Consider the following 21,399-nt stretch of genomic DNA (forward strand, 5'->3'; position numbering starts at 1 on the left):
CGGCCCCTTCCGCGTCCCCGGGCCGCTACCGGCTCACCAGCCCGCCGGCTCACCAGCCCGCCAGCCCGCCAGCCCGCCAGCTCACCAGCCCCCCGGCCTGCGCGCGTCGACCGCGAACAACGACCCGTCGGGAGCCGCGGAGTACACCTTCCCGTCGGCGGCGACCGGCGACGGCAGCCCGGAGACGAGTGAGCCGTGTGCGCCGCCCAGCCGCGCCTTGGTCTGCCCGAGCAGCACACCCTTCGAGGCGTCGACGGCAAGGAGCCGTCCGTCCGCGCCCGCGAAGTAGACGCGGTCCCCGGCGGCGACGGGCGCCGAGGCGAAACTGACGGAGGTCTCCAGCCGCCAGAGCTCCTTGGACGTCCGGGTGTCGACGGCGACCAGCGCACCGCCGTTCGCGAGGACGTAGACCGTGTCCTTCCGCACCACGGCCTGGGCTCCCTGGAGCGGGAAACGCAGGCCGACGCGGCGGACCGTACGGCGGGTGACGTCGTAGCGCACCACCGCGTCCGTGTCCGAGTCGGCGGTGGTCGAGGCGAACCAGACCGCCCCGTCATGGGCACCCACCAGGCTCAGCACACCGTCGAACCGCCGCTGCCAGCGCGTGGCGCCGCTCTCCGGGTCCACCGCGGCCACCTTCGTCCCGGACCCGGCCGCCGCGACCGCGTACGCGAGCCCGTCCCCGTACGACACGAAGGCCGGCTGTGGCTGCCCGGGGATCCGGCGGCGCCACTTCTCCTCACCCGTGGCCGCGTCCAGCGCGGTCACCCGCGCGTCGGCGCCGGTGAGCAGGACGACCCCGCCGACCTGGGCGAAGCGACCGCCGTAGGCCGCGAGATCGTGACTCCAACGGGTCTTGCCGGTGGCGGGGTCGAGCGCCGCCAGCCGCTTTCCGCCTTCGCTGACGACGTGCAGCAGTCCGCCCGACAGCACGGGCGGCCGCACGGTGCCGTCGCTGTGCCGCTTCGCGTCGCCGCGTGACCACAGGACCTTCCCGTCGGCGGGATCGACGGCGGCGGCCAGGACACCGGGGCGGGTGCAGTACAGCCTGTGGGGCGCGTACGCGCACTGCGCCATGCCGGTGGCTTTCGAGCCGCCCGCGCTCAGCCCGATGTCCCACGGCTGGAAGGCGGCCTTCGACGGCGCCGCGTCCTGTTCGCGCGGGGCCCCGGTACCCGGGCCGAGGAGGACGAGGGCGCCGGCGACGCAAGCCAGCACGGCGACGGCGACGGCGGGAATCCACAGCCGACGCCCGAGACGCTTCCTGGCAGCCGGTGCGGCGACCGGCTCGGGCTGCCGCACCTGATGGGTCACCACGCGCTCGCCACCGTGCCCCGGTCCCGGCCCCGGTCCCGTCCCTGGTCCCGTCCCCGGTCCCGGTCCCGGTCGCCACGCCGACCCGGAACTCCCGTCCCGCTGCACGGGGATGAACGCCTGGGTGTCGTACGAGGCGGACACCGACCGAAGAGCCGTCATCAGCTCGTCCGGTGTGGGCCGGTCGTCCGGCTCCTTGGCGAGGCACCCGGCGACGAGTTCGGCCAACTCCTCCGGTACGCCCGTCAAGTCCGGCTCGTCATGGACGACTTGATACGCCACCAGATAGGGACTGTCGGAATCGAAGGGCCCGCTGCCGGTCGCCGCGTGCACGATCACGGACCCGAGCGCGAAGACGTCGGCGGCCGGCCCGACCTCCCGTGGCCTGCGGAACTGCTCGGGGGCCATGAACGGCGGCGTGCCGATCAACTTGCCCGTCTCGGTGCGCAGTTCACTGTCGGACGGCCGGGAAATACCGAAGTCGATGACTTTGGGGCCGTCCTCGGCCAGCAGGACGTTGCTGGGCTTGAGATCGCGGTGCACGACACCGGCGCGGTGGATGTCGCGCAGCGCCTCGGCGAGCCCCGCCATCAGGTGCCGCAGCCGGGCAGGAGGCAGGGCGCCGTTCCGCTTGACGTGTTCGGCGAGGGTCGGGCCCGGGATGAACAGCGTCGCCATCCAAGGGCGTCCGGCCCCCGGGTCCGCGTCCACGACGGGCGCGGTGAAGGCGCCGCTGACCCGCCGCGCGGCCGCGACCTCCTGCCGGAAACGCCCCCTGAACTCGGGGTCCTGGGCGTACTGGGCGTGCACCACCTTGACCGCGAGGCGCAACCCGGAGGCGGACCTGGCCAGATGTACGACCCCCATGCCACCGGAGCCGAGTGCCGCCTCCAACAGGTACTGCCCGGCGTACTGCGGATGTTCCGCTTCCGGATCCGTACCGGCGCTGCGCTGTGGCGGCATCACTCACCCCCGTGGGTCCGTCCGCTGCGCGACGCGCTGAGCCTAGTCGATGCTTCGTGCGAATCATCGGCGGCTTGCTAGCCTCGGCGCCCCACACGCATTGGCGTGAACTATTCAACGGGGGAGGCCGACATGGCCACGGAAGACATCCAGATCTCGGGTACGGAAGAGGCGGCCGAAGCCGACTCGAGCGCGGCGGCCACCCGCACCTACCCGGTCGCACCGGGCCACAGAGTCAACGTCCGCAGCGGTCCGGGCACGCACTACAGCATCGTCCGCACCCTGCCCGAGGGCGCGAGCGTTCCCATCTACTGCCAGCGCTCGGGGGACTCGGTCAGCGGACCGTACGGCACGACGAGCCTCTGGGACTGCATCGCCAACGCGCAGTACGTCTCGGACGCGTATGTGAAGACGGGCAGCGACGGGTACGTCGCTCCGCGCTGCTCCTGACCCCGAGGTGCCCCGGCCGGACCACGCGCCCGGCCGGGGGCCCGTCGCGGCCCGGAGCGATAATCGACGCGTGAGCGACGACGAGAACGGCACCCCGGCCACCCCCGCGGGCCCCCACCCCGAACCCCTCCGCTTCTTCGGCACGACCTGGGTGGACCACGAGGGCGGCTACGCGGCCCGCCGCGCCGGCGTGGCCGTCGGCTCGCTCGCGGCGGCGGTCGTCGGCTGCCTCGTCCTGCGGTTCGCCTACCAGGGCCTGGAGATCGCGGCCGTCGGCAGATTCGTGACGCTGATGGTCGTGGGCATGTTCGCGGTGTGCAGTGCGCTCGCGTTCGGTCACACCTGGGGCTCGTTCGGCAAGCGCCCCGACCCCGACCGCCAGGCCTCCCTGCGCGGACTCCTGGCCATCGGCTTCATCGGCTCCCTCCTCGCGTACTTCTTCCGGTCCCTCACGGAGGCCCCCGGCGAGAAACTCCACCGCGAGGAGTACGAGACGGCCCGCGAGCAGTACGCGAAGCGCACCGCCCGCCGCACCCCGCAATCCGTCCCGCATGCAGCGCAGCTCATAGCCCGGGGCCCGGCGTGCGGGGCCGCCCCACCACCGCACCGAAACCACTGGCCCGCATCCCCCACCCCCGCCACCATGGAGGTATGACCACCTCCGCGCACACCGCCCCGGGCCCGCTCCTTCAACGCCGCGGCCGCCCAGTACGCGGCGAACCGTCCTTCCTACCCACCCGCCCTCTTCGACGCGATCGAGGAACTCGCCGGGCGCCCCCTCGCCGGCTCGCGGACCGTGGACGTAGGCGCGGGCACGGGCATCGCGACCGCACTCCTCACCGCGCGCGGCGCCGACGTGATCGCGGTGGAGCCCGGCGACGGCATGGCCGCCCAGTTCCGCCGCACCCTCCCCGGCGTCCCCCTCCTGCGCGGCGACGGCAATGCCCTCCCCCTCGCCGACGCCTCCGCCGACTTCCTCACCTACGCGCAGGCCTGGCACTGGACCGACCCGGCCCGGTCGGTCCCGGAGGCGATGCGCGTCCTGCGCCCCGGCGGCGCGCTCGCCCTGTGGTGGAACACGGACGCCGCCGACGTCCCGTGGATCGCGGAGCAGTCGGAGCGCGTCAGGCGGTACTTCGGCGGCGAACACGGCAGCAAGCAGGGCGGGGGCGGCACCCGTGGCGACGCCGCGTTCGGGGGCGCGGTCCTGCGCCCCGACCACACCCACCGGGTCGTCCGCTGGAGCCGCACGGTCCCCGTCGACACCCATCTCGCCAACATCGGCAGCCACTCGATCTTCCTGCTCCTCGGCGAGGAGAGCACGAACACCTTCCTCACCGAGGAGCGCGGACACCTCCTCGCGACCTTCCCGGACGGCCTCGTCGAGGAGGTCTACGACGTCGTACTCATCGTGGCGACGCGCCCGTGACCTCGTGACGTACTGATCGGTGACGTACTGCTCGTCACGACCCGCCCGTCCCTACGGCGACGTACTGCTCGTCGCGACCCGCCCCTGACCCCCCTGCCGCGCGGCGGCCCATCCGTCCAGTGCCGCCGCGCACGCGTGATCCACATGCCGCAGCCCGCCGAGTTCCAGCCGTACCTCCCGGTCGTGCGGCAACGCCTCCAACGCGTCCAGCAGCTTCGGCAGCCGCAGAAACGTCGCGTGGCCGACGACCCGCACGACGATCCCCGCCGCCCCCAGATCCTCCGTCTCCACGTGCACATGGCTGATGTCCCACGCGGTCTTGGCGACGGCAAGCGCGAGCCCCACGAGTACGCCCTCGAACAGGTTCCCGATCACGATCGCCACCGCCGTCACACCGAGCACCACGGCCTCCCCCCGATGCGCCCGCCACAACGCCCCCAGCTCCCGTACGGGCACGAGCTTGGCCCCCGCGTGCACCAGCAGCCCGGCCAGCGCCGCCACCGGAATCACCCCGAGCACTTCCGGCAGCAGAGCCGTGAAGACGAGCAGCCACACCCCGTGCAGCACCCGTGACGCCTTGGTCCGCGCCCCGGCCCGCACATTCGCCGCGCTCCGCACGATCACCGCGGTCATCGGCAGCGCCCCCAGCACCCCGCACACGGCATTGCCGGTGCCCTGCGCGATCAGCTCCCGGTCGTAGTCGGTCCGCCTTCCCCCGTGCAGCCGGTCCACCGCGGCCGCGCTGAACAGCGACTCCGCGGAGGCGATCAGCGCGAAGGCGACCACCGTCCCGAGCACGCCCACTTCCGTGAGCCGCCCCAGATCACCGACCGAGGGCGGCCGTACGACATCCAGCAGGCCCCGCACCTCCACCCGCCGCACCGGCAGATCGAACAGAGCCGTCGCGGCCGACGCGAGCCCGACCGCCAGCAACGGCGCCGGCACGGCCCGCGCCCCGCGCCGCCAGCGCGGCCACAGCACCAGGACGAGCACGGTGGCACCGCCGGTCAACAGCGCCACCGGAGCCACGTCCCCCGGCAGCGAGACCAGCCCGGCCAGCTTCGCGGCCCCGCTCGCGGGCGAGGGAACGTCACCCATCGCGTACACCTGCCCGGCGACCAGTACGAGCCCGATCCCGGCGAGCATCCCCTGCACCACGGCCACGGACACGGCCCGGAACCACCGCCCCAGCCGCAGCACCCCGAGCGCCAGCTGCACCAGCCCGGCGCCGAGCACGAGCACGCCGAGCGCCTGAGGGCCGTACGTCTTCACGGCCTCGTACACCAGGACCGTCAGCCCAGCCGCAGGCCCGCTGACCTGCAAACTGCTGCCGGGCAGCGCCCCGGCGACCAGCCCGCCGACGATCCCGGTCACCAGCCCCAGTTCGGCCGGCACCCCGGATGCCACGGCGACTCCCACGCACAGCGGAAGCGCCACGAGGAACACGACGAGGGACGCGAACAGATCGGCTTTGCCGGACCGGTTCACGAGCTTGCCTACGGCATCTGCGACATCTACGACACGCATGACAACTGCACCTCCGGCTGCGAACGGATCAAACGGGAGATGCGTGGGCCGCCGAACCGGGGGAGGGCTCGGCGCGAGTTCGCGAGGAACCACGAGCAATCGCGAGGAACCACGAGCAATCGCGAGGAATGGCGGGGATCACGGGGAACAGGGCGCGGCATATGACCGTGCACTGAAATCCATTGTCAGGAAAGGGCGTTGATCGCGCACCGGCCCGTCGCCACCGTCTGGTGAGAGCGGAAGCACAAGCCCGCGGAGTCTCCCCTTCCGATCACTCCGCCGAGCGCCTGCGCCCTCCAGTGCGACCGCACTTGACGCCGCGCCCCCACTTGACGGTGCGGTGCCGCCGGAGCATTATTCATCATGTGATGAATATTCGGCGTCCTCGCCCACCCGACCCCGGCAACCCGGCCACTCCCGCCCTCGCCGTCCGCGCCGAGGGCCTCACCGTCGTACGCGGCACCCGCAAGGTCCTGAAAGGCCTCGACTTCGCCGTCCCGCCCGGTCGGATCACCGGCCTGCTCGGCCCTTCCGGCTGTGGCAAGTCGACCCTGATGCGCTCGATCGTCGGCACCCAGGCCAAGGTCACCGGCACCCTGGACGTCCTCGGCCTCCCGGCCGGCGACCCCGCCCTGCGCTCCCGCATCGGCTACGTCACCCAGGCCCCCTCCGTCTACGACGACCTCACGGTCCGCCAGAACCTCGACTACTTCGCCGCGATCCTCGACCCGGGCCGAGCCGCCGCCGAGCGCCGCCGCGCGCACGTCACCAGCGCCATCGCCGACGTCGACCTCGTCTCGCACGCCGACGCCCTCGCCGGCAACCTCTCCGGCGGCCAGCGCAGCCGCGTCTCCCTCGCGGTCGCTCTCCTCGGCACCCCGGAACTCCTCGTCCTCGACGAACCGACGGTCGGCCTGGACCCCGTCCTGCGCCGCGACCTGTGGACCCTCTTCCACGCCATCGCGGCCGACCGCGGCGCCACCCTCCTCGTGTCCTCCCATGTCATGGACGAGGCCGAGCGCTGCCACCGCCTCCTGCTCATGCGCGAGGGCGAGATCCTCGCCGACGGCACGCCGGACGCCCTCCGCACCCGTACGGCATCGGAGACCGTCGAAGCCGCCTTCCTGCGCCTGGTCGACGAGGCGAGCGCGGCGAGCCCCGCCGCGACAGCCCAAGGAAAGGAGCCGGTCCGATGACCACCACCGCGACCCCGACCACCACCGCCGGCCCCTTCGGCGGAAGCGCGATCAACCACTCCCGTACGACCGCGACGGCGGCCCGCGTCCTGCGCCAGCTCCGCCACGACCCGCGCACGATCGCGCTGATGATCCTCATCCCGTGCGTGATGCTGTTCCTGCTGCGCTACGTCTTCGACGGCAGTCCGCGCACCTTCGACTCCATCGGCGCCTCACTCCTCGGCATCTTCCCGTTGATCACGATGTTCCTCGTGACCTCGATCGCCACCCTGCGCGAGCGCACCTCGGGCACCCTGGAACGCCTCCTCGCCATGCCCCTCGGCAAAGGCGACCTGATCGCGGGCTACGCCCTCGCCTTCGGCGCCCTGGCGATCATCCAGTCGGCCCTGGCCACGGGGCTCGCGGTCTGGTTCCTGGGCCTCGACGTCACGGGCTCCCCCTGGCTCCTGCTCCTCGTCGCCCTCCTGGACGCCCTGCTCGGCACGGCTCTCGGCCTGTTCGTCTCCGCCTTCGCCTCCTCGGAGTTCCAGGCCGTCCAGTTCATGCCGGCCGTGATCTTCCCCCAACTCCTCCTCTGCGGCCTGTTCACCCCCCGCTCCGCCATGCACCCGGCCCTGGAGGCCATCTCCGACGTCCTCCCCATGTCGTACGCGGTGGACGGCATGAACGAGGTCCTGAAGCACACCGACATGACGGCGACCTTCGTACGCGACGCACTGATCGTGGCGGGCTGCGCCCTCCTGGTCCTGACCCTGGGCGCGGCAACCCTGCGCCGCCGCACGCCATGAACCACCGGCCGAGGGCTGTTGCGCCCGGACGGCTGTCCCGCCCAACGGACACCCCGGCAGCACGCCCGCCCCCGGTGCGAGGATGACCCCAGGACGACGCACCCCCCGGAGGGCACCCGCACCATGACCCAGAAAGTCGCAGTCCTCGGCACCGGCAAGATCGGCGAAGCCCTGCTCAGCGGAATGATCCGAGCGGGCTGGGCCCCCACCGACCTCCTGGTCACCGCCCGCCGCCCCGAGCGCGCCGAAGAGCTCCGCGCGCGCCACGGCGTCACCCCGGTCACCAACGCGGAGGCCGCCAAGACCGCCGACACCCTGATCCTGACGGTCAAGCCGCAGGACATGGGCACCCTCCTCACCGAGCTCGCGCCGCACGTCCCCACCGACCGCCTGGTCATCAGCGGCGCGGCAGGCATCCCCACCTCCTTCCTGGAGGAGCGCCTCGCTCAGGGCACCCCCGTCGTCCGGGTCATGACGAACACCCCCGCGCTCGTCGACGAGGCCATGTCCGTCATCTCCGCCGGCAGCCACGCCACCGCCGGGCACCTCGCGCACGCCGAGGAGATCTTCGGCGCGGTCGGCAAGACCCTGCGCGTCCCGGAATCCCAGCAGGACGCCTGCACCGCACTCTCCGGATCGGGCCCGGCGTACTTCTTCTATCTGGTCGAGGCCATGACGGACGCGGGCATCCTGCTGGGACTGCCCCGCGACAAGGCGCACGATCTGATCGTCCAGTCCGCGATCGGCGCCGCGATCATGCTCCGCGACAGCGGCGAGCACCCCGTCAAGCTCCGCGAGAACGTGACGTCACCGGCCGGCACGACGATCAACGCGATCCGCGAACTGGAGAACCACGGGGTACGCGCCGCACTGATCGCCGCCCTGGAGGCAGCCCGCGACCGCAGCCGCGAACTGGCCTCCGGCAGCAGCTGACCCGCCCCGGCGCGGCGGTTACGCCTCCAGCAACCCGATCGCCCGGTACGCCGCGTCGACTCTCGGCCTCGCCAGCTCTCGGGCCCGGCGCGCGCCGTCCCGCAACACGCCCTCCACGTAGCCCGGCTCCGCGCACAACGCCTTGTGCCTCTCCTGGAGAGGCCTGAGGAGCTCGACCACGGCCTCCGCGGTGTCCTTCTTCAAAGCTCCGTACGACGCGTACGCACCGCTCAGGGCTTCGGGGCTCCCACCCTCACACGCGGCCAGGATCTCCAGCAGATTGGACACCCCCGGCCGCGACTCCCGGTCGTACACCACGTCCCGCCCACTGTCGGTCACCGCACGCATGACCTTCTTCCGTACGGCCTCGGGCTCGTCGAGCAGATAGACGATCCCGGGCCCGACGTCATCGCTCTTGCCCATCTTCGACGTCGGCTCCTGCAGATTCATCACCCGGGCCGCCACCTCCGGACGGGTGGCCCGCGGCACGACGAAGGTGTGCCCGTACCGCTGGTTGAAGCGCACCGCGAGATCCCGGGTCAGCTCCACATGCTGAGTCTGGTCGTCCCCGACCGGCACCTCGTCCGTCCCGTACGCCAGGATGTCCGCCGCCATCAGTACCGGGTACGTCAGCAGCGACAGCCGCACACTCCCGCCGCGCTGCTGCTCCCGCGCGGCCTTCTCCCTGTACTGGATCATCCGCCGCATCTCGCCGTCCGTGGCGACGCACTCCATCAGATACGACAGCCGCGCGTGCTCATCGACATGACTCTGGACGAACACGGTGCACAGCTCCGGATCCAGCCCCGCCGCCAGCATCAGCGTCGCGGCCTGCCTACTGAGCCGGCGCACCCGCGCCGGATCGTGGTCCACGGTCAGCGCGTGCAGGTCGACGACGCAGAACAGCGCGTCGGCCCCGTGCTGATCGACGTCGACCCACCGCCGCACGGCCCCCAGGTAGTTCCCCAGCGTCAGATGCCCGGTCGGCTTGACCCCGCTGAAGATCCGCTTCATCTCTCCACCTCCTGGTCGAGACCGCCACCGCCGGCCGGCCGACCCTCTGGAGGGAGAAACGAGAACGGCCGCCGAGGCGGCGGCCGTTGAGTACATACGTGTGTACGGCCGCCGTCAGGCGGCCCACCACTGCTGGGTACACGTACGCGTAGTCATAGGGGCGAGAGTACGCCTCAGAGGGGCCTCCTGGAGTGAAGTTGACACGCCCCGACCCGATCCGTACTGTTCTCCGAGTTGTCCGACGTGAGCGCCGACCCAGGTCGGTCCCCGGACAGCCATTCCGCAGCAAGCACCCAACGAACGGTGACTCGTCATCGCCTCGTTTTCATGCGCGTTTGCGAAATGAGGAATCCGCGTTCGAAAGGACGCAACCCCGATTAGCTCGGGAGCAAGGATTCCGCTAAAGTCTCACTCGTCGGAACGGCCCAACGGCCACGAAGACAACTCCCGCTGACTGGGAATCAGGCCCGAAAGGATCTGATAGAGTCGGAACCGCCGGAAAGGGAAACGCGAAAGCGGAAACCTGGAAAGCACCGAGGAAATCGGATCGGAAAACGGTCTGATAGAGTCGGAAACGCAAGACCGAAGGGAAGCGCCCGGAGGAAAGCCTGAGAGAGTCTCTCGGGTGAGTACAAAGGAAGCGTCCGTTCCTTGAGAACTCAACAGCGTGCCAAAAATCAACGCCAGATATGTTGATACCCCGTCTCCGGCCGATCGGCTGGGACGAGGTTCCTTTGAAAAAGTCCTGCCGACGTTGTTCGGTAGGCGCACAGCGAGGACGCTGTGAACGGCTGGGCTTATTCCGCCCGGCTGTTCCGCTCTCGTGTGTGTCGTCCCGATTACGGGAAAACATTCACGGAGAGTTTGATCCTGGCTCAGGACGAACGCTGGCGGCGTGCTTAACACATGCAAGTCGAACGATGAAGCCCTTCGGGGTGGATTAGTGGCGAACGGGTGAGTAACACGTGGGCAATCTGCCCTGCACTCTGGGACAAGCCCTGGAAACGGGGTCTAATACCGGATAATACTCTCGCAGGCATCTGTGAGGGTTAAAAGCTCCGGCGGTGCAGGATGAGCCCGCGGCCTATCAGCTTGTTGGTGAGGTAGTGGCTCACCAAGGCGACGACGGGTAGCCGGCCTGAGAGGGCGACCGGCCACACTGGGACTGAGACACGGCCCAGACTCCTACGGGAGGCAGCAGTGGGGAATATTGCACAATGGGCGAAAGCCTGATGCAGCGACGCCGCGTGAGGGATGACGGCCTTCGGGTTGTAAACCTCTTTCAGCAGGGAAGAAGCGAAAGTGACGGTACCTGCAGAAGAAGCGCCGGCTAACTACGTGCCAGCAGCCGCGGTAATACGTAGGGCGCAAGCGTTGTCCGGAATTATTGGGCGTAAAGAGCTCGTAGGCGGCTTGTCACGTCGGGTGTGAAAGCCCGGGGCTTAACCCCGGGTCTGCATTCGATACGGGCTAGCTAGAGTGTGGTAGGGGAGATCGGAATTCCTGGTGTAGCGGTGAAATGCGCAGATATCAGGAGGAACACCGGTGGCGAAGGCGGATCTCTGGGCCATTACTGACGCTGAGGAGCGAAAGCGTGGGGAGCGAACAGGATTAGATACCCTGGTAGTCCACGCCGTAAACGGTGGGAACTAGGTGTTGGCGACATTCCACGTCGTCGGTGCCGCAGCTAACGCATTAAGTTCCCCGCCTGGGGAGTACGGCCGCAAGGCTAAAACTCAAAGGAATTGACGGGGGCCCGCACAAGCAGCGGAGCATGTGGCTTAATTCGACGCAACGCGAAGAACCTTACCAAGGCTTGACATACACCGGAAAGCATTAGAGATAGTGCCCCCCTTGTGGTCGGTGTACAGGTGGTGCATGGCTGTCGTCAGCTCGTGTCGTGAGATGTTGGGTTAAGTCCCGCAACGAGCGCAACCCTTGTTCTGTGTTGCCAGCATGCCCTTCGGGGTGATGGGGACTCACAGGAGACCGCCGGGGTCAACTCGGAGGAAGGTGGGGACGACGTCAAGTCATCATGCCCCTTATGTCTTGGGCTGCACACGTGCTACAATGGCCGATACAATGAGCTGCGATACCGCAAGGTGGAGCGAATCTCAAAAAGTCGGTCTCAGTTCGGATTGGGGTCTGCAACTCGACCCCATGAAGTTGGAGTTGCTAGTAATCGCAGATCAGCATTGCTGCGGTGAATACGTTCCCGGGCCTTGTACACACCGCCCGTCACGTCACGAAAGTCGGTAACACCCGAAGCCGGTGGCCCAACCCCTTGTGGGAGGGAGCTGTCGAAGGTGGGACTGGCGATTGGGACGAAGTCGTAACAAGGTAGCCGTACCGGAAGGTGCGGCTGGATCACCTCCTTTCTAAGGAGCACTTCTTACCGATCCCTTCGGGGTGAGGTCAGAGGCCAGTACATCAGCGACTGTCTGATGCTGGTTGCTCAAGGGTGGAACGTTGATTATTCGGCACACTCGACCTGCTCAGGTTGGCAAGTACTGCTTCGGCGTGGAAAGCGAACATGGGAGGGCGAGGGTGTCGGGCACGCTGTTGGGTGTCTGAGGGTACGGCCGATTGTGGCTGCCTTCAGTGCCGGCCCCGGTAAAGATCTGCTTCGGCGGGTTGTGACGGGTGGTTGGTCGTTGTTTGAGAACTGCACAGTGGACGCGAGCATCTGTGGCCAAGTTTTTAAGGGCGCACGGTGGATGCCTTGGCACCAGGAACCGATGAAGGACGTGGGAGGCCACGATAGTCCCCGGGGAGCCGTCAACCAGGCTTTGATCCGGGGGTTTCCGAATGGGGAAACCCGGCAGTCGTCATGGGCTGTCACCCATACCTGAACACATAGGGTATGTGGAGGGAACGCGGGGAAGTGAAACATCTCAGTACCCGCAGGAAGAGAAAACAACCGTGATTCCGGGAGTAGTGGCGAGCGAAACTGGATGAGGCCAAACCGTATGCGTGTGAGACCCGGCAGGGGTTGCGTATACGGGGTTGTGGGATCTCTCTTTTACGGTCTGCCGGCCGTGAGACGAGTCAGAAACCGTTGATGTAGGCGAAGGACATGCGAAAGGTCCGGCGTAGAGGGTAAGACCCCCGTAGTCGAAACATCAGCGGCTCGTTTGAGAGACACCCAAGTAGCACGGGGCCCGAGAAATCCCGTGTGAATCTGGCGGGACCACCCGCTAAGCCTAAATATTCCCTGGTGACCGATAGCGGATAGTACCGTGAGGGAATGGTGAAAAGTACCGCGGGAGCGGAGTGAAATAGTACCTGAAACCGTGTGCCTACAAGCCGTGGGAGCGTCGCGCATCGAGTTTACTCGGTGCGTCGTGACTGCGTGCCTTTTGAAGAATGAGCCTGCGAGTTTGCGGTGTGTTGCGAGGTTAACCCGTGTGGGGAAGCCGTAGCGAAAGCGAGTCCGAATAGGGCGATTTAGTAGCGCGCTCAAGACCCGAAGCGGAGTGATCTAGCCATGGGCAGGTTGAAGCGGAGGTAAGACTTCGTGGAGGACCGAACCCACCAGGGTTGAAAACCTGGGGGATGACCTGTGGTTAGGGGTGAAAGGCCAATCAAACTCCGTGATAGCTGGTTCTCCCCGAAATGCATTTAGGTGCAGCGTCGTGTGTTTCTTGCCGGAGGTAGAGCACTGGATAGGCGATGGGCCCTACCGGGTTACTGACCTTAGCCAAACTCCGAATGCCGGTAAGTGAGAGCGCGGCAGTGAGACTGTGGGGGATAAGCTCCATGGTCGAGAGGGAAACAGCCCAGAGCATCGACTAAGGCCCCTAAGCGTACGCTAAGTGGGAAAGGATGTGGAGTCGCACAGACAACCAGGAGGTTGGCTTAGAAGCAGCCACCCTTGAAAGAGTGCGTAATAGCTCACTGGTCTAGTGATTCCGCGCCGACAATGTAGCGGGGCTCAAGCGTACCGCCGAAGTCGTGTCATTCATACAATAGGGCCAACGCCTGTATGGATGGGTAGGGGAGCGTCGTGTGCCGGGTGAAGCCGCGCCGGAAGGCAGTGGTGGACGGTTCACGAGTGAGAATGCAGGCATGAGTAGCGATACACACGTGAGAAACGTGTGCGCCGATTGACTAAGGGTTCCTGGGTCAAGCTGATCTGCCCAGGGTAAGTCGGGACCTAAGGCGAGGCCGACAGGCGTAGTCGATGGATAACCGGTTGATATTCCGGTACCCGCTGTGAAGCGTCAAACATCGAGCCCATTAATGCTAAGGCCGTGAAGCCGCCCTGGAGCCTTCGGGCAAAGGGGAGTGGTGGAGCCGCTGACCCAAGGTGGTAGTAGGTGAGTGATGGGGTGACGCAGGAAGGTAGTCCATCCCGGGCGGTGGTTGTCCCGGGGTAAGGGTGTAGGCCGTGCGATAGGTAAATCCGTCGCGCATTAAGGCTGAGACCTGATGCCGAGCCGATTGTGGTGAAGTGGATGATCCTATGCTGTCGAGAAAAGCCTCTAGCGAGTTTCATGGCGGCCCGTACCCTAAACCGACTCAGGTGGTCAGGTAGAGAATACCGAGGCGTTCGGGTGAACTATGGTTAAGGAACTCGGCAAAATGCCCCCGTAACTTCGGGAGAAGGGGGGCCATCACTGGTGATCCAATTTACTTGGTGAGCTGGGGGTGGCCGCAGAGACCAGCGAGAAGCGACTGTTTACTAAAAACACAGGTCCGTGCGAAGCCGTAAGGCGATGTATACGGACTGACGCCTGCCCGGTGCTGGAACGTTAAGGGGACCGGTTAGTCAAACTTCGGTTTGGCGAAGCTGAGAACTTAAGCGCCAGTAAACGGCGGTGGTAACTATAACCATCCTAAGGTAGCGAAATTCCTTGTCGGGTAAGTTCCGACCTGCACGAATGGCGTAACGACTTCTCGACTGTCTCAACCATAGGCCCGGTGAAATTGCACTACGAGTAAAGATGCTCGTTTCGCGCAGCAGGACGGAAAGACCCCGGGACCTTTACTACAGTTTGATATTGGTGTTCGGTTCGGCTTGTGTAGGATAGCTGGGAGACTTTGAAGCCCGCACGCCAGTGTGGGTGGAGTCGTCGTTGAAATACCAGTCTGGTCGTGCTGGATGTCTAACCTGGGTCCGTGATCCGGATCAGGGACAGTGTCTGATGGGTAGTTTAACTGGGGCGGTTGCCTCCTAAAGAGTAACGGAGGCGCCCAAAGGTTCCCTCAGCCTGGTTGGCAATCAGGTGTTGAGTGTAAGTGCACAAGGGAGCTTGACTGTGAGACCGACGGGTCGAGCAGGGACGAAAGTCGGGACTAGTGATCCGGCGGTGGCTTGTGGAAGCGCCGTCGCTCAACGGATAAAAGGTACCCCGGGGATAACAGGCTGATCTTCCCCAAGAGTCCATATCGACGGGATGGTTTGGCACCTCGATGTCGGCTCGTCGCATCCTGGGGCTGGAGTCGGTCCCAAGGGTTGGGCTGTTCGCCCATTAAAGCGGTACGCGAGCTGGGTTTAGAACGTCGTGAGACAGTTCGGTCCCTATCCGCTGCGCGCGCAGGAATATTGAGAAGGGCTGTCCCTAGTACGAGAGGACCGGGACGGACGAACCTCTGGTGTGCCAGTTGTCCTGCCAAGGGCATGGCTGGTTGGCTACGTTCGGGAGGGATAACCGCTGAAAGCATCTAAGCGGGAAGCCTGCTTCGAGATGAGTATTCCCACCTCCTTGAGAGGGTAAGGCTCCCAGTAGACGACTGGGTTGATAGGCCAGATCTGGAAGGCGGGTAACCGCTGGAGGTGACTGGTACTAATAGGCCGAGGGCTTGTCCTCAGTTGCTCGCGTCCACTGTGTTGGTTCTGAAACCACGAACAACCCCATTCCATGGTCACGGGATGGTGCGGTTGACAGTTTCATAGTGTTTCGGTGGTCATAGCGTGAGGGAAACGCCCGGTTACATTCCGAACCCGGAAGCTAAGCCTTACAGCGCCGATGGTACTGCAGGGGGGACCCTGTGGGAGAGTAGGACGCCGCCGAACAAATTTTATAGAAAACCCCCGCCCGGGATTCCCGGTGCGGGGGTTTTCTGTTTTCCCGGGTCGTTTAGGGTCGAGCCATGCGCTATGACCTCGTCATCTTCGACAACGACGGCGTCCTCGTCGACAGTGAGCCCCTCTCCAACACGCTCCTCGCCGCCTATCTCACCGAGCTCGGCCATCCGACCTCGTACGAGGAGTCCCTCCGCGACTACATGGGCGCCGCCATGCATCGCGTACACGACCTCGTCCAGGAACGGACCGGGCAGCGGCTGCCCGACGACTTCGACGAGGTCTTCCACGGCCGGGTGTTCGCCGCGTTCGAGCGAGAGCTGGAACCCGTCGCCGGCGCCGTGGACATACTCGAGAAGCTCACCGCCGACGGGGTGCCGTACTGCGTCGCCTCGTCCGGGAGCCATGAGCGGATCCGGGTCGGGCACCGCAAGACCGGGCTCGACCGGTGGTTCGAGGACGGGCGGATCTTCAGTTCGCAGGACGTCGGGCGGGGGAAGCCGGCGCCGGATCTGTTCCTGTACGCGGCCGAGCGCATGGGCGTACCACCCAAGAGGTGTGTCGTCGTCGAGGACAGTCCCCTGGGCGTGCAGGCGGCGAACGCGGCGGGAATGGACGTCTTCGGGTACACCGCCATGACCCCCGCCGCCAAGCTCGCCGGTGCCACTCAACTCCTTTCCGACCTGGGAGAGTTGGCTGACCTGCTCGTATGACGGAGACCATGACGGTGGCCACCGGGCGGCACTGACATTTGTCACGCCCAGCTCCGGACGATCGTTTCTACTGCCGCACGGGGTCCGGCCGCGAAGCTGAGTACATCAGGAAGCGGGACGTACACAGTGACGACGGAGGGACCCGATCATGAGCATCACGGCCATCGAGACCAGCACCGAAGCGACCGCCGCCGCGGCGACCGGCACGGCCGCCGCCCGGCCCAGCTTCCTGCCGCTGATCCTGGACGTGGCGGTGCCGGTCGGGGCGTACTACCTCCTGAAGAACGGGTTCGGCATGAGCACCATGGCGGCGCTCGGCTGGAGCACCGTGGTGCCGGCCGTCCGGACCGTGTGGAGTGCGGTGAAGGAGCGCAAGGTCAACGCCCTCGCCGGGCTGATCCTCTTCGTCAACGTCGTCGCCCTGGCCCTCAGCCTCGTCGCCGGTGACCCGCGGCTGATGCTGGCCAAGGACAGCGGGGCCGGCAGCGCCATCGGCATCGGCATCCTGGTGTCCGTGAAGCTCGGCAAGCCGATGATGACGGCGGGCATGAAGCCGTTCCTCATCAAGGGCGACGCGGCCAAGAACGCCGCCTGGGACCGGCTCATCGCCACCTCCCCGCGGTTCCGGAAGGCCGAGCGGACCTTCTCTCTCATCTGGGGCGTGGCCCTGCTCGGCGAGTGCGTCCTGCGGGTCGTGGGCGCGTACACGCTGCCGATCGACACCATGGTCGGGCTCGGCACGGTCGTCATGATCACCACGATGGTCCTGGCCTTCCTGGTCAGCGGGCGCTTCGGCGTCGTTCCGATGGAGAAGATGCTGGAGGCCGAGCTCGCCGAGCAGGCCAAGTAGAAGCCCAGCCACACCGATCCAGCGCAGAGCTGAGCAGAATTCATCTTCGGCTTGATCTACCCACCGGTAAGTCGGGGCCCTACGCTCGCCGCCATGACAGATGTGCTGCGGCGCGGTAGGGCCTCGTTGGCGTTCGGCTTCTTCGCTCAGGGCGTCGCCTTCGCGCTGCTCGTGACGCGCATCCCGGCCATCCAGGACCGGTACGGGGTCTCCGACGCACTGCTCCCCGCCTTCCTGGCCGCCGTGCCGATCCTCGCCGGCGTCGGGAGCGTGACGACCGAGCATCTGGTGAAGCGCATACCGCCCAGCCGGGTGCTGCGCTGGTCCCAGCCCGTCGTGCTCCTTGCGCTGCTCGGGGTCGGGTGGGGGGACCGGCTCGTCGAACTGGCGGTCGCGCTGGGCGCCTTCGGGCTCGCGGTCGGCGCGCTCGACGCCTCGATGAACATGCTCGGGGTGAGCCTGCAACGGACGTACGGACGCAGCATCATGCTCGGCTTCCATGCCACGTACAGCCTGGGTGGGATCGTGGGTGCCTCGCTGGCCTGGGTCGGGGCGCACTGGCATATGGCGCTGTCGGTGTCGTATCTGCCGCTCGTGCTGGTGCTGCTTCCGGCCACGCTGGTGGGCAGCCGGTGGTACGTCGACGGGAGCGCCCCCTCTCCGCAGGCGCACGAGGCCGCGGCCACCCCGCTCGTGTTCAAGCTGCTGCTGCCGCTCTGTCTGGTGATGACCTTCGCGTACATCGGGGACTCGACCGTCTCGAACTGGAGCGCGAAGTACCTACAGGACGTGTTGGGCAGTTCGGAGCAACTGGCGACCCTGCCGTACAACGTCTACATGGTGACCACCCTGCTGGGGCGGGCCATCGGGGACTTCGGGGTGCGGCGGTTCGGGGCCGTGGCCGTCGTACGGGTCGGCGCGCTGGTGGCGGCGCTGGGTTTCGCGGTGGTGGCGGGCGCGCCGGGGGCCTGGGTGGGGATGCTCGGGTTCACCCTGCTGGGGCTCGGGCTGTGTGTGCTCGTGCCGGGGACCTTCGCGGCGGCCGGGCGGCTGTTTCCCGGGGCTTCGGACGCGGCCGTCGCGCGGCTCAATATCTTCAACTACGTCGGTTTCCTGATCGGCTCGCCGTTGGTGGGGGCGCTGGGGGACACCTGGAGCTACCGGGGTGCCATGCTCGTACCGATGGTGCTCGTCCTGGTGACACTGGTGTACGCCCGCTCGTTCGCGTCCGGAACGGACCGATACGGTGACAGACATGAGCGGCCGCGCACAGCTGATGTGGGACGAGGCAGTAACGGGCTATGACTTCGGTCCGGATCACCCGATGGATCCGGTCCGGCTGGCGTTGACCCGCCGGCTGGTCGACGCCTTCGGTCTCGACCGGGAGATCGAGGTGGTCTCGGCGAAGCCCGCCGGGGAGTCGACGCTGCGGCTCGTGCACCGCGAGGACTACATCGAGGCCGTGAAGGCCGCGTCCGCGGAGCCGGACGCGGCGGACGGGAAGTACGGGCTCGGGACCCTGGACGATCCCGCGTTCGCCGGGATGCACGAGGTGTCCGCGCTGATCGCCGGACAGTCCGTCGGGGCGGCCGAGGCCGTGTGGCACGGGGACGCGCTGCACGCCGTGAACTTCGCGGGCGGGCTGCATCACGCGATGCCCGGGGGCGCCTCCGGGTTCTGTATCTACAACGACGCCTCGCTCGCCATCGCGCGGCTGCTCGAGCTGGGTGCCGAGCGGGTCGCGTACATCGACGTCGACGTGCATCACGGGGACGGCGTGCAGGCGGCCTTCTGGGAGGACCCGCGGGTTCTGACCATCTCGCTGCACGAGCATCCGCAGACGCTGTTCCCGCAGACCGGGTGGCCGACCGAGACCGGGGCCGACCGGGCGGAGGGGTCGGCGGTCAATGTCGCCCTGCCCGCCGGGACCGGGGACGCCGGCTGGCTGCGTGCCTTTCACGCCGTGGTGCCGGAACTGATCGCCGATTTCCGGCCGCAGGTGCTGGTCACCCAGCACGGCGCCGACACCCACTTCGAGGACCCGCTCGCCCATCTCGCCGTGTCGCTGGACGCCCAGCGTGCCGTGCAGCTCGCGTGCCACGACCTGGCGCACCAGTACGCCGACGGGCGCTGGGTGGCGCTGGGCGGTGGCGGGTACGCGGTCGTGGACGTCGTACCGCGGTCCTGGACGCATCTCGTGGCGATCGCGGCGGGGCGTCCGCTGGAGCCCGAGTCCATGATCCCGGAGAGCTGGCGGCAGGAAGTCTTCGCCCGTACCCGGCAGTTGGCGCCGATGCGGATGACGGACGGGCGGTGGCCGGTGTCCTGGGCGGACTGGGAGTCCGGGTACGACCCGGCGGACCGGCTGGACCAGGCGGTGCTGGCGACCCGGAAGGCGGCGTTTCCGCTGCGCGGGATGTTGCCGTAGGGGCGTGCCGGACGTGCCCGGTGCGCCGGCCGTCGTCCCTGGCGCCGACGGCCGGGGCGGCGGGGGCGGCTGACGTTCGACCGCCTCGAACGGAGGCGCCGAGGATCGCACGATTACGCCGACTGTGGGGTGTTTTCCCATTTTGGGCATACGGGAGGGATGGGTGCGTCAGCATCGCTGACGTGTTGAGCACCGGAGCATTACGTGCGCATTTGCTGGCTGCCCGGCTGGCCGGGCCCGTGGCCACTTCGCGTGAGGAGAGCCTGCGCAGCTATCGGCTCTTCGCGGCGCGCGACCCCCGTGTCATGATCGGACTCGATCCCGAATGGACATGGGAGCCCCGGGATCTGATCGAGTTGATGGCGGACAAGTGCGGGGTTTCGGCCGATCCCACCCACACCTCCGGTCACGATGTGATCGATCCGGAGCGGACGCTGGAAGCCCTGGACGCCTTCGCCGCACGGCTCGGGAAAGCCGCACGGGACAAGGTGCCCGTCCTCCTCGGCACCGGCCACCCGCACCGTCTGCTCGGCTTCTACGCCGCCTTGGCGGACGCATTGTCGGCGGCGGGATGTACGGTTCTCACCCCAGCGCAGGGTCACTGTGTCGACATAACGACCCGGTTCGGTCTACGCACGTACAACCTGGACTACGTACGAGGAGTCGCGCTCGTCCGCGAACCCGATGTGCTGACCGCCGGTCGTGAGACCGGCGCACACAGCCATTCCCCCCTCCCGGTTCGCACCGCGCTGGCGGCTGCCGCGGAGGCCGGCGACCCCCTCCCGGAACTGGTCGTCGGGGACCATGGATGGGTCTGCGGGGCAGGTCAGCTGGGGTTCGAGGCCATAGGTCTGGCTGATACGGACGATCCCGCGCTCTTCGTCGGGGAGGCAGAGGGGCGGGTGTCCGTCGTCGTTCCACTTGATGACGCTGTGCGGTCTGATTACTACCGACCGCTTACTCGCTATGTACTCAATCGAGCGTGTCTGTCACAGTAGGCCGCCGATGGCATCCCCTCTTCCCCACTCGCATCACCCGCCCCTACATTGGGGAGTGAGCACGCAACGACGAAGAGTCACCGGAAGGGGAAGCCGGTGGCCGTCGAGTGCGGAAGGTTCAGGTGTGTCATGGCTGCAGCTGGCGAGAGGCCTCTGAACGAGGTTCAGTTCCTGACCGTGGCGGAAGTCGCCTCGGTGATGCGAGTGTCGAAGATGACCGTGTACCGGTTGGTGCACAGCGGTCATCTGCCGGCGATCCGGGTGGGAAGGTCCTTCCGGGTGCCGGAGCAAGCGGTTCACGAGTACCTCCGCGAGAGCTATGTGGGGGTGGAGACCGCCTGACGGCGTCCGGGGGATGCCCGGGAAGGCCCTGCGGGGCTGCCCCGGGATCCCCCGGATCTCCTCGATTACGACCTCAGCGCTCGGGCGGGTAGGCTAGCCCCTCGTAGGTCGTGTGGGCCCCGGCGCCCAGCACCGAGTGAAGAGAAGTGAGCGAGGGTAGTCGTGGGCTCTGTTATCAAGAAGCGGCGCAAGCGGATGGCCAAGAAGAAGCACCGCAAGCTGCTCAAGCGCACCCGCGTTCAGCGTCGCAACAAGAAGTAGGCGACGCCGCGAGAGCGCGTTCTGCCGGCCCCCCACCGTTCTGGTGGGGGGCCGCAGTCATATCCGGAGCCGAACGGGAACTCGTCCGGCCGTACGAGAGCCGTGAAGACCCGCTTTCGGGCGGCCGGAACCCGTTGTGCGTATGTCTGGACGGCGTCTTGGCTT

At 67.2% G+C, this 21,399-nt stretch carries 16 protein-coding genes and 3 rRNA genes; 16 read left to right on the forward strand and 3 right to left on the reverse strand.

Going from position 1 to position 21,399, the window contains the following annotated elements:
• Positions 1-81 precede the first annotated feature (81 nt).
• On the reverse strand, positions 82-2,277 hold the full coding sequence (locus SAVERM_RS24345; RefSeq protein ID WP_037652363.1) for a serine/threonine-protein kinase: 2,196 nt from the start codon (positions 2,275-2,277) through the stop codon (positions 82-84).
• A gap of 132 nt (positions 2,278-2,409) precedes the next feature.
• Here SAVERM_RS24345 and SAVERM_RS24350 point away from each other — a divergent pair, with 132 nt between their 5' ends.
• The 3 genes from SAVERM_RS24350 (at position 2,410) to SAVERM_RS24360 (ending at position 4,156) form a co-directional block, all read left to right on the forward strand.
• Complete coding sequence (locus tag SAVERM_RS24350) at positions 2,410-2,727, forward strand: SH3 domain-containing protein (RefSeq protein ID WP_037652364.1); 318 nt, start codon at positions 2,410-2,412, stop codon at positions 2,725-2,727.
• Positions 2,728-2,797: 70 nt separating this feature from the next.
• A complete protein-coding gene (locus tag SAVERM_RS24355; RefSeq protein ID WP_010986143.1) occupies positions 2,798-3,382 on the forward strand; it encodes a hypothetical protein in 585 nt (194 codons plus the stop codon).
• A 141-nt stretch (positions 3,383-3,523) separates the two neighbouring features.
• On the forward strand, positions 3,524-4,156 hold the full coding sequence (locus SAVERM_RS24360) for a class I SAM-dependent methyltransferase (RefSeq protein ID WP_010986144.1): 633 nt from the start codon (positions 3,524-3,526) through the stop codon (positions 4,154-4,156).
• Positions 4,157-4,207: 51 nt separating this feature from the next.
• Here the strand turns inward: SAVERM_RS24360 and SAVERM_RS24365 are convergent, their stop codons facing one another.
• Positions 4,208-5,683, reverse strand: coding sequence for a SulP family inorganic anion transporter (locus tag SAVERM_RS24365; protein ID WP_010986145.1), 1,476 nt, complete (start codon positions 5,681-5,683; stop codon positions 4,208-4,210).
• Between the two features lie 368 nt (positions 5,684-6,051).
• Between SAVERM_RS24365 and SAVERM_RS24370 the strand changes: the two genes are divergently transcribed.
• From SAVERM_RS24370 to proC, 3 genes are all read left to right on the forward strand, one after another.
• Positions 6,052-6,879 (forward strand): ABC transporter ATP-binding protein, encoded by an 828-nt coding sequence (locus SAVERM_RS24370; RefSeq protein ID WP_010986146.1) that lies wholly within the window; start codon positions 6,052-6,054, stop codon positions 6,877-6,879.
• On the forward strand, positions 6,876-7,667 hold the full coding sequence (locus SAVERM_RS24375; RefSeq protein WP_010986147.1) for an ABC transporter permease: 792 nt from the start codon (positions 6,876-6,878) through the stop codon (positions 7,665-7,667). The genes SAVERM_RS24370 and SAVERM_RS24375 overlap by 4 nt, the downstream gene beginning before the upstream one ends.
• 123 nt (positions 7,668-7,790) lie before the next feature.
• Positions 7,791-8,600, forward strand: coding sequence for a pyrroline-5-carboxylate reductase (gene proC, locus SAVERM_RS24380; protein WP_010986148.1), 810 nt, complete (start codon positions 7,791-7,793; stop codon positions 8,598-8,600).
• 18 nt (positions 8,601-8,618) lie between these two features.
• On the opposite strand, the gene trpS is transcribed toward proC, so the two are convergent.
• Positions 8,619-9,614, reverse strand: coding sequence for a tryptophan--tRNA ligase (gene trpS, locus SAVERM_RS24385; protein ID WP_010986149.1), 996 nt, complete (start codon positions 9,612-9,614; stop codon positions 8,619-8,621).
• An 852-nt stretch (positions 9,615-10,466) separates the two neighbouring features.
• Here trpS and SAVERM_RS24395 point away from each other — a divergent pair.
• From SAVERM_RS24395 to SAVERM_RS40400, 10 genes are all read left to right on the forward strand, one after another.
• Positions 10,467-11,992: ribosomal RNA gene (locus SAVERM_RS24395) — 16S ribosomal RNA — on the forward strand.
• Between the two features lie 312 nt (positions 11,993-12,304).
• Positions 12,305-15,427, forward strand: a 23S ribosomal RNA gene (locus SAVERM_RS24400).
• An 89-nt stretch (positions 15,428-15,516) separates the two neighbouring features.
• Positions 15,517-15,633: ribosomal RNA gene (rrf, locus tag SAVERM_RS24405) — 5S ribosomal RNA — on the forward strand.
• Together the 16S, 23S and 5S rRNA genes form the textbook arrangement of a ribosomal RNA operon.
• 77 nt (positions 15,634-15,710) lie before the next feature.
• Positions 15,711-16,355 (forward strand): HAD family hydrolase, encoded by a 645-nt coding sequence (locus tag SAVERM_RS24410; RefSeq protein ID WP_010986150.1) that lies wholly within the window; start codon positions 15,711-15,713, stop codon positions 16,353-16,355.
• 148 nt (positions 16,356-16,503) lie between these two features.
• Positions 16,504-17,205 carry a VC0807 family protein gene (locus SAVERM_RS24415; protein WP_010986151.1) on the forward strand — a complete coding sequence of 234 codons (702 nt, stop codon included), beginning with the start codon at positions 16,504-16,506 and terminating at the stop codon, positions 17,203-17,205.
• A gap of 93 nt (positions 17,206-17,298) precedes the next feature.
• Positions 17,299-18,510 carry an MFS transporter gene (locus tag SAVERM_RS24420; protein WP_010986152.1) on the forward strand — a complete coding sequence of 404 codons (1,212 nt, stop codon included), beginning with the start codon at positions 17,299-17,301 and terminating at the stop codon, positions 18,508-18,510.
• A complete protein-coding gene (locus SAVERM_RS24425) occupies positions 18,461-19,633 on the forward strand; it encodes an acetoin utilization protein AcuC (RefSeq protein WP_037648015.1) in 1,173 nt (390 codons plus the stop codon). The genes SAVERM_RS24420 and SAVERM_RS24425 overlap by 50 nt, the downstream gene beginning before the upstream one ends.
• Before the next feature lie 182 nt (positions 19,634-19,815).
• Positions 19,816-20,631: a phosphatase gene (locus SAVERM_RS24430; protein WP_010986154.1), complete on the forward strand. Its 816-nt coding sequence runs from the start codon at positions 19,816-19,818 to the stop codon at positions 20,629-20,631.
• 129 nt (positions 20,632-20,760) lie between these two features.
• Positions 20,761-20,973 (forward strand): helix-turn-helix domain-containing protein, encoded by a 213-nt coding sequence (locus tag SAVERM_RS24435; RefSeq protein ID WP_004984898.1) that lies wholly within the window; start codon positions 20,761-20,763, stop codon positions 20,971-20,973.
• Between the two features lie 162 nt (positions 20,974-21,135).
• Entirely contained in the window at positions 21,136-21,234 is a 99-nt protein-coding gene (locus SAVERM_RS40400) for a 30S ribosomal protein bS22 (protein WP_003948845.1), read from the forward strand.
• Positions 21,235-21,399: the final 165 nt, after the last annotated feature.

It is taken from the genome of Streptomyces avermitilis MA-4680 = NBRC 14893 (assembly GCF_000009765.2).
In the GTDB taxonomy this organism is placed as follows: Bacteria; Actinomycetota; Actinomycetes; order Streptomycetales; family Streptomycetaceae; genus Streptomyces; species Streptomyces avermitilis.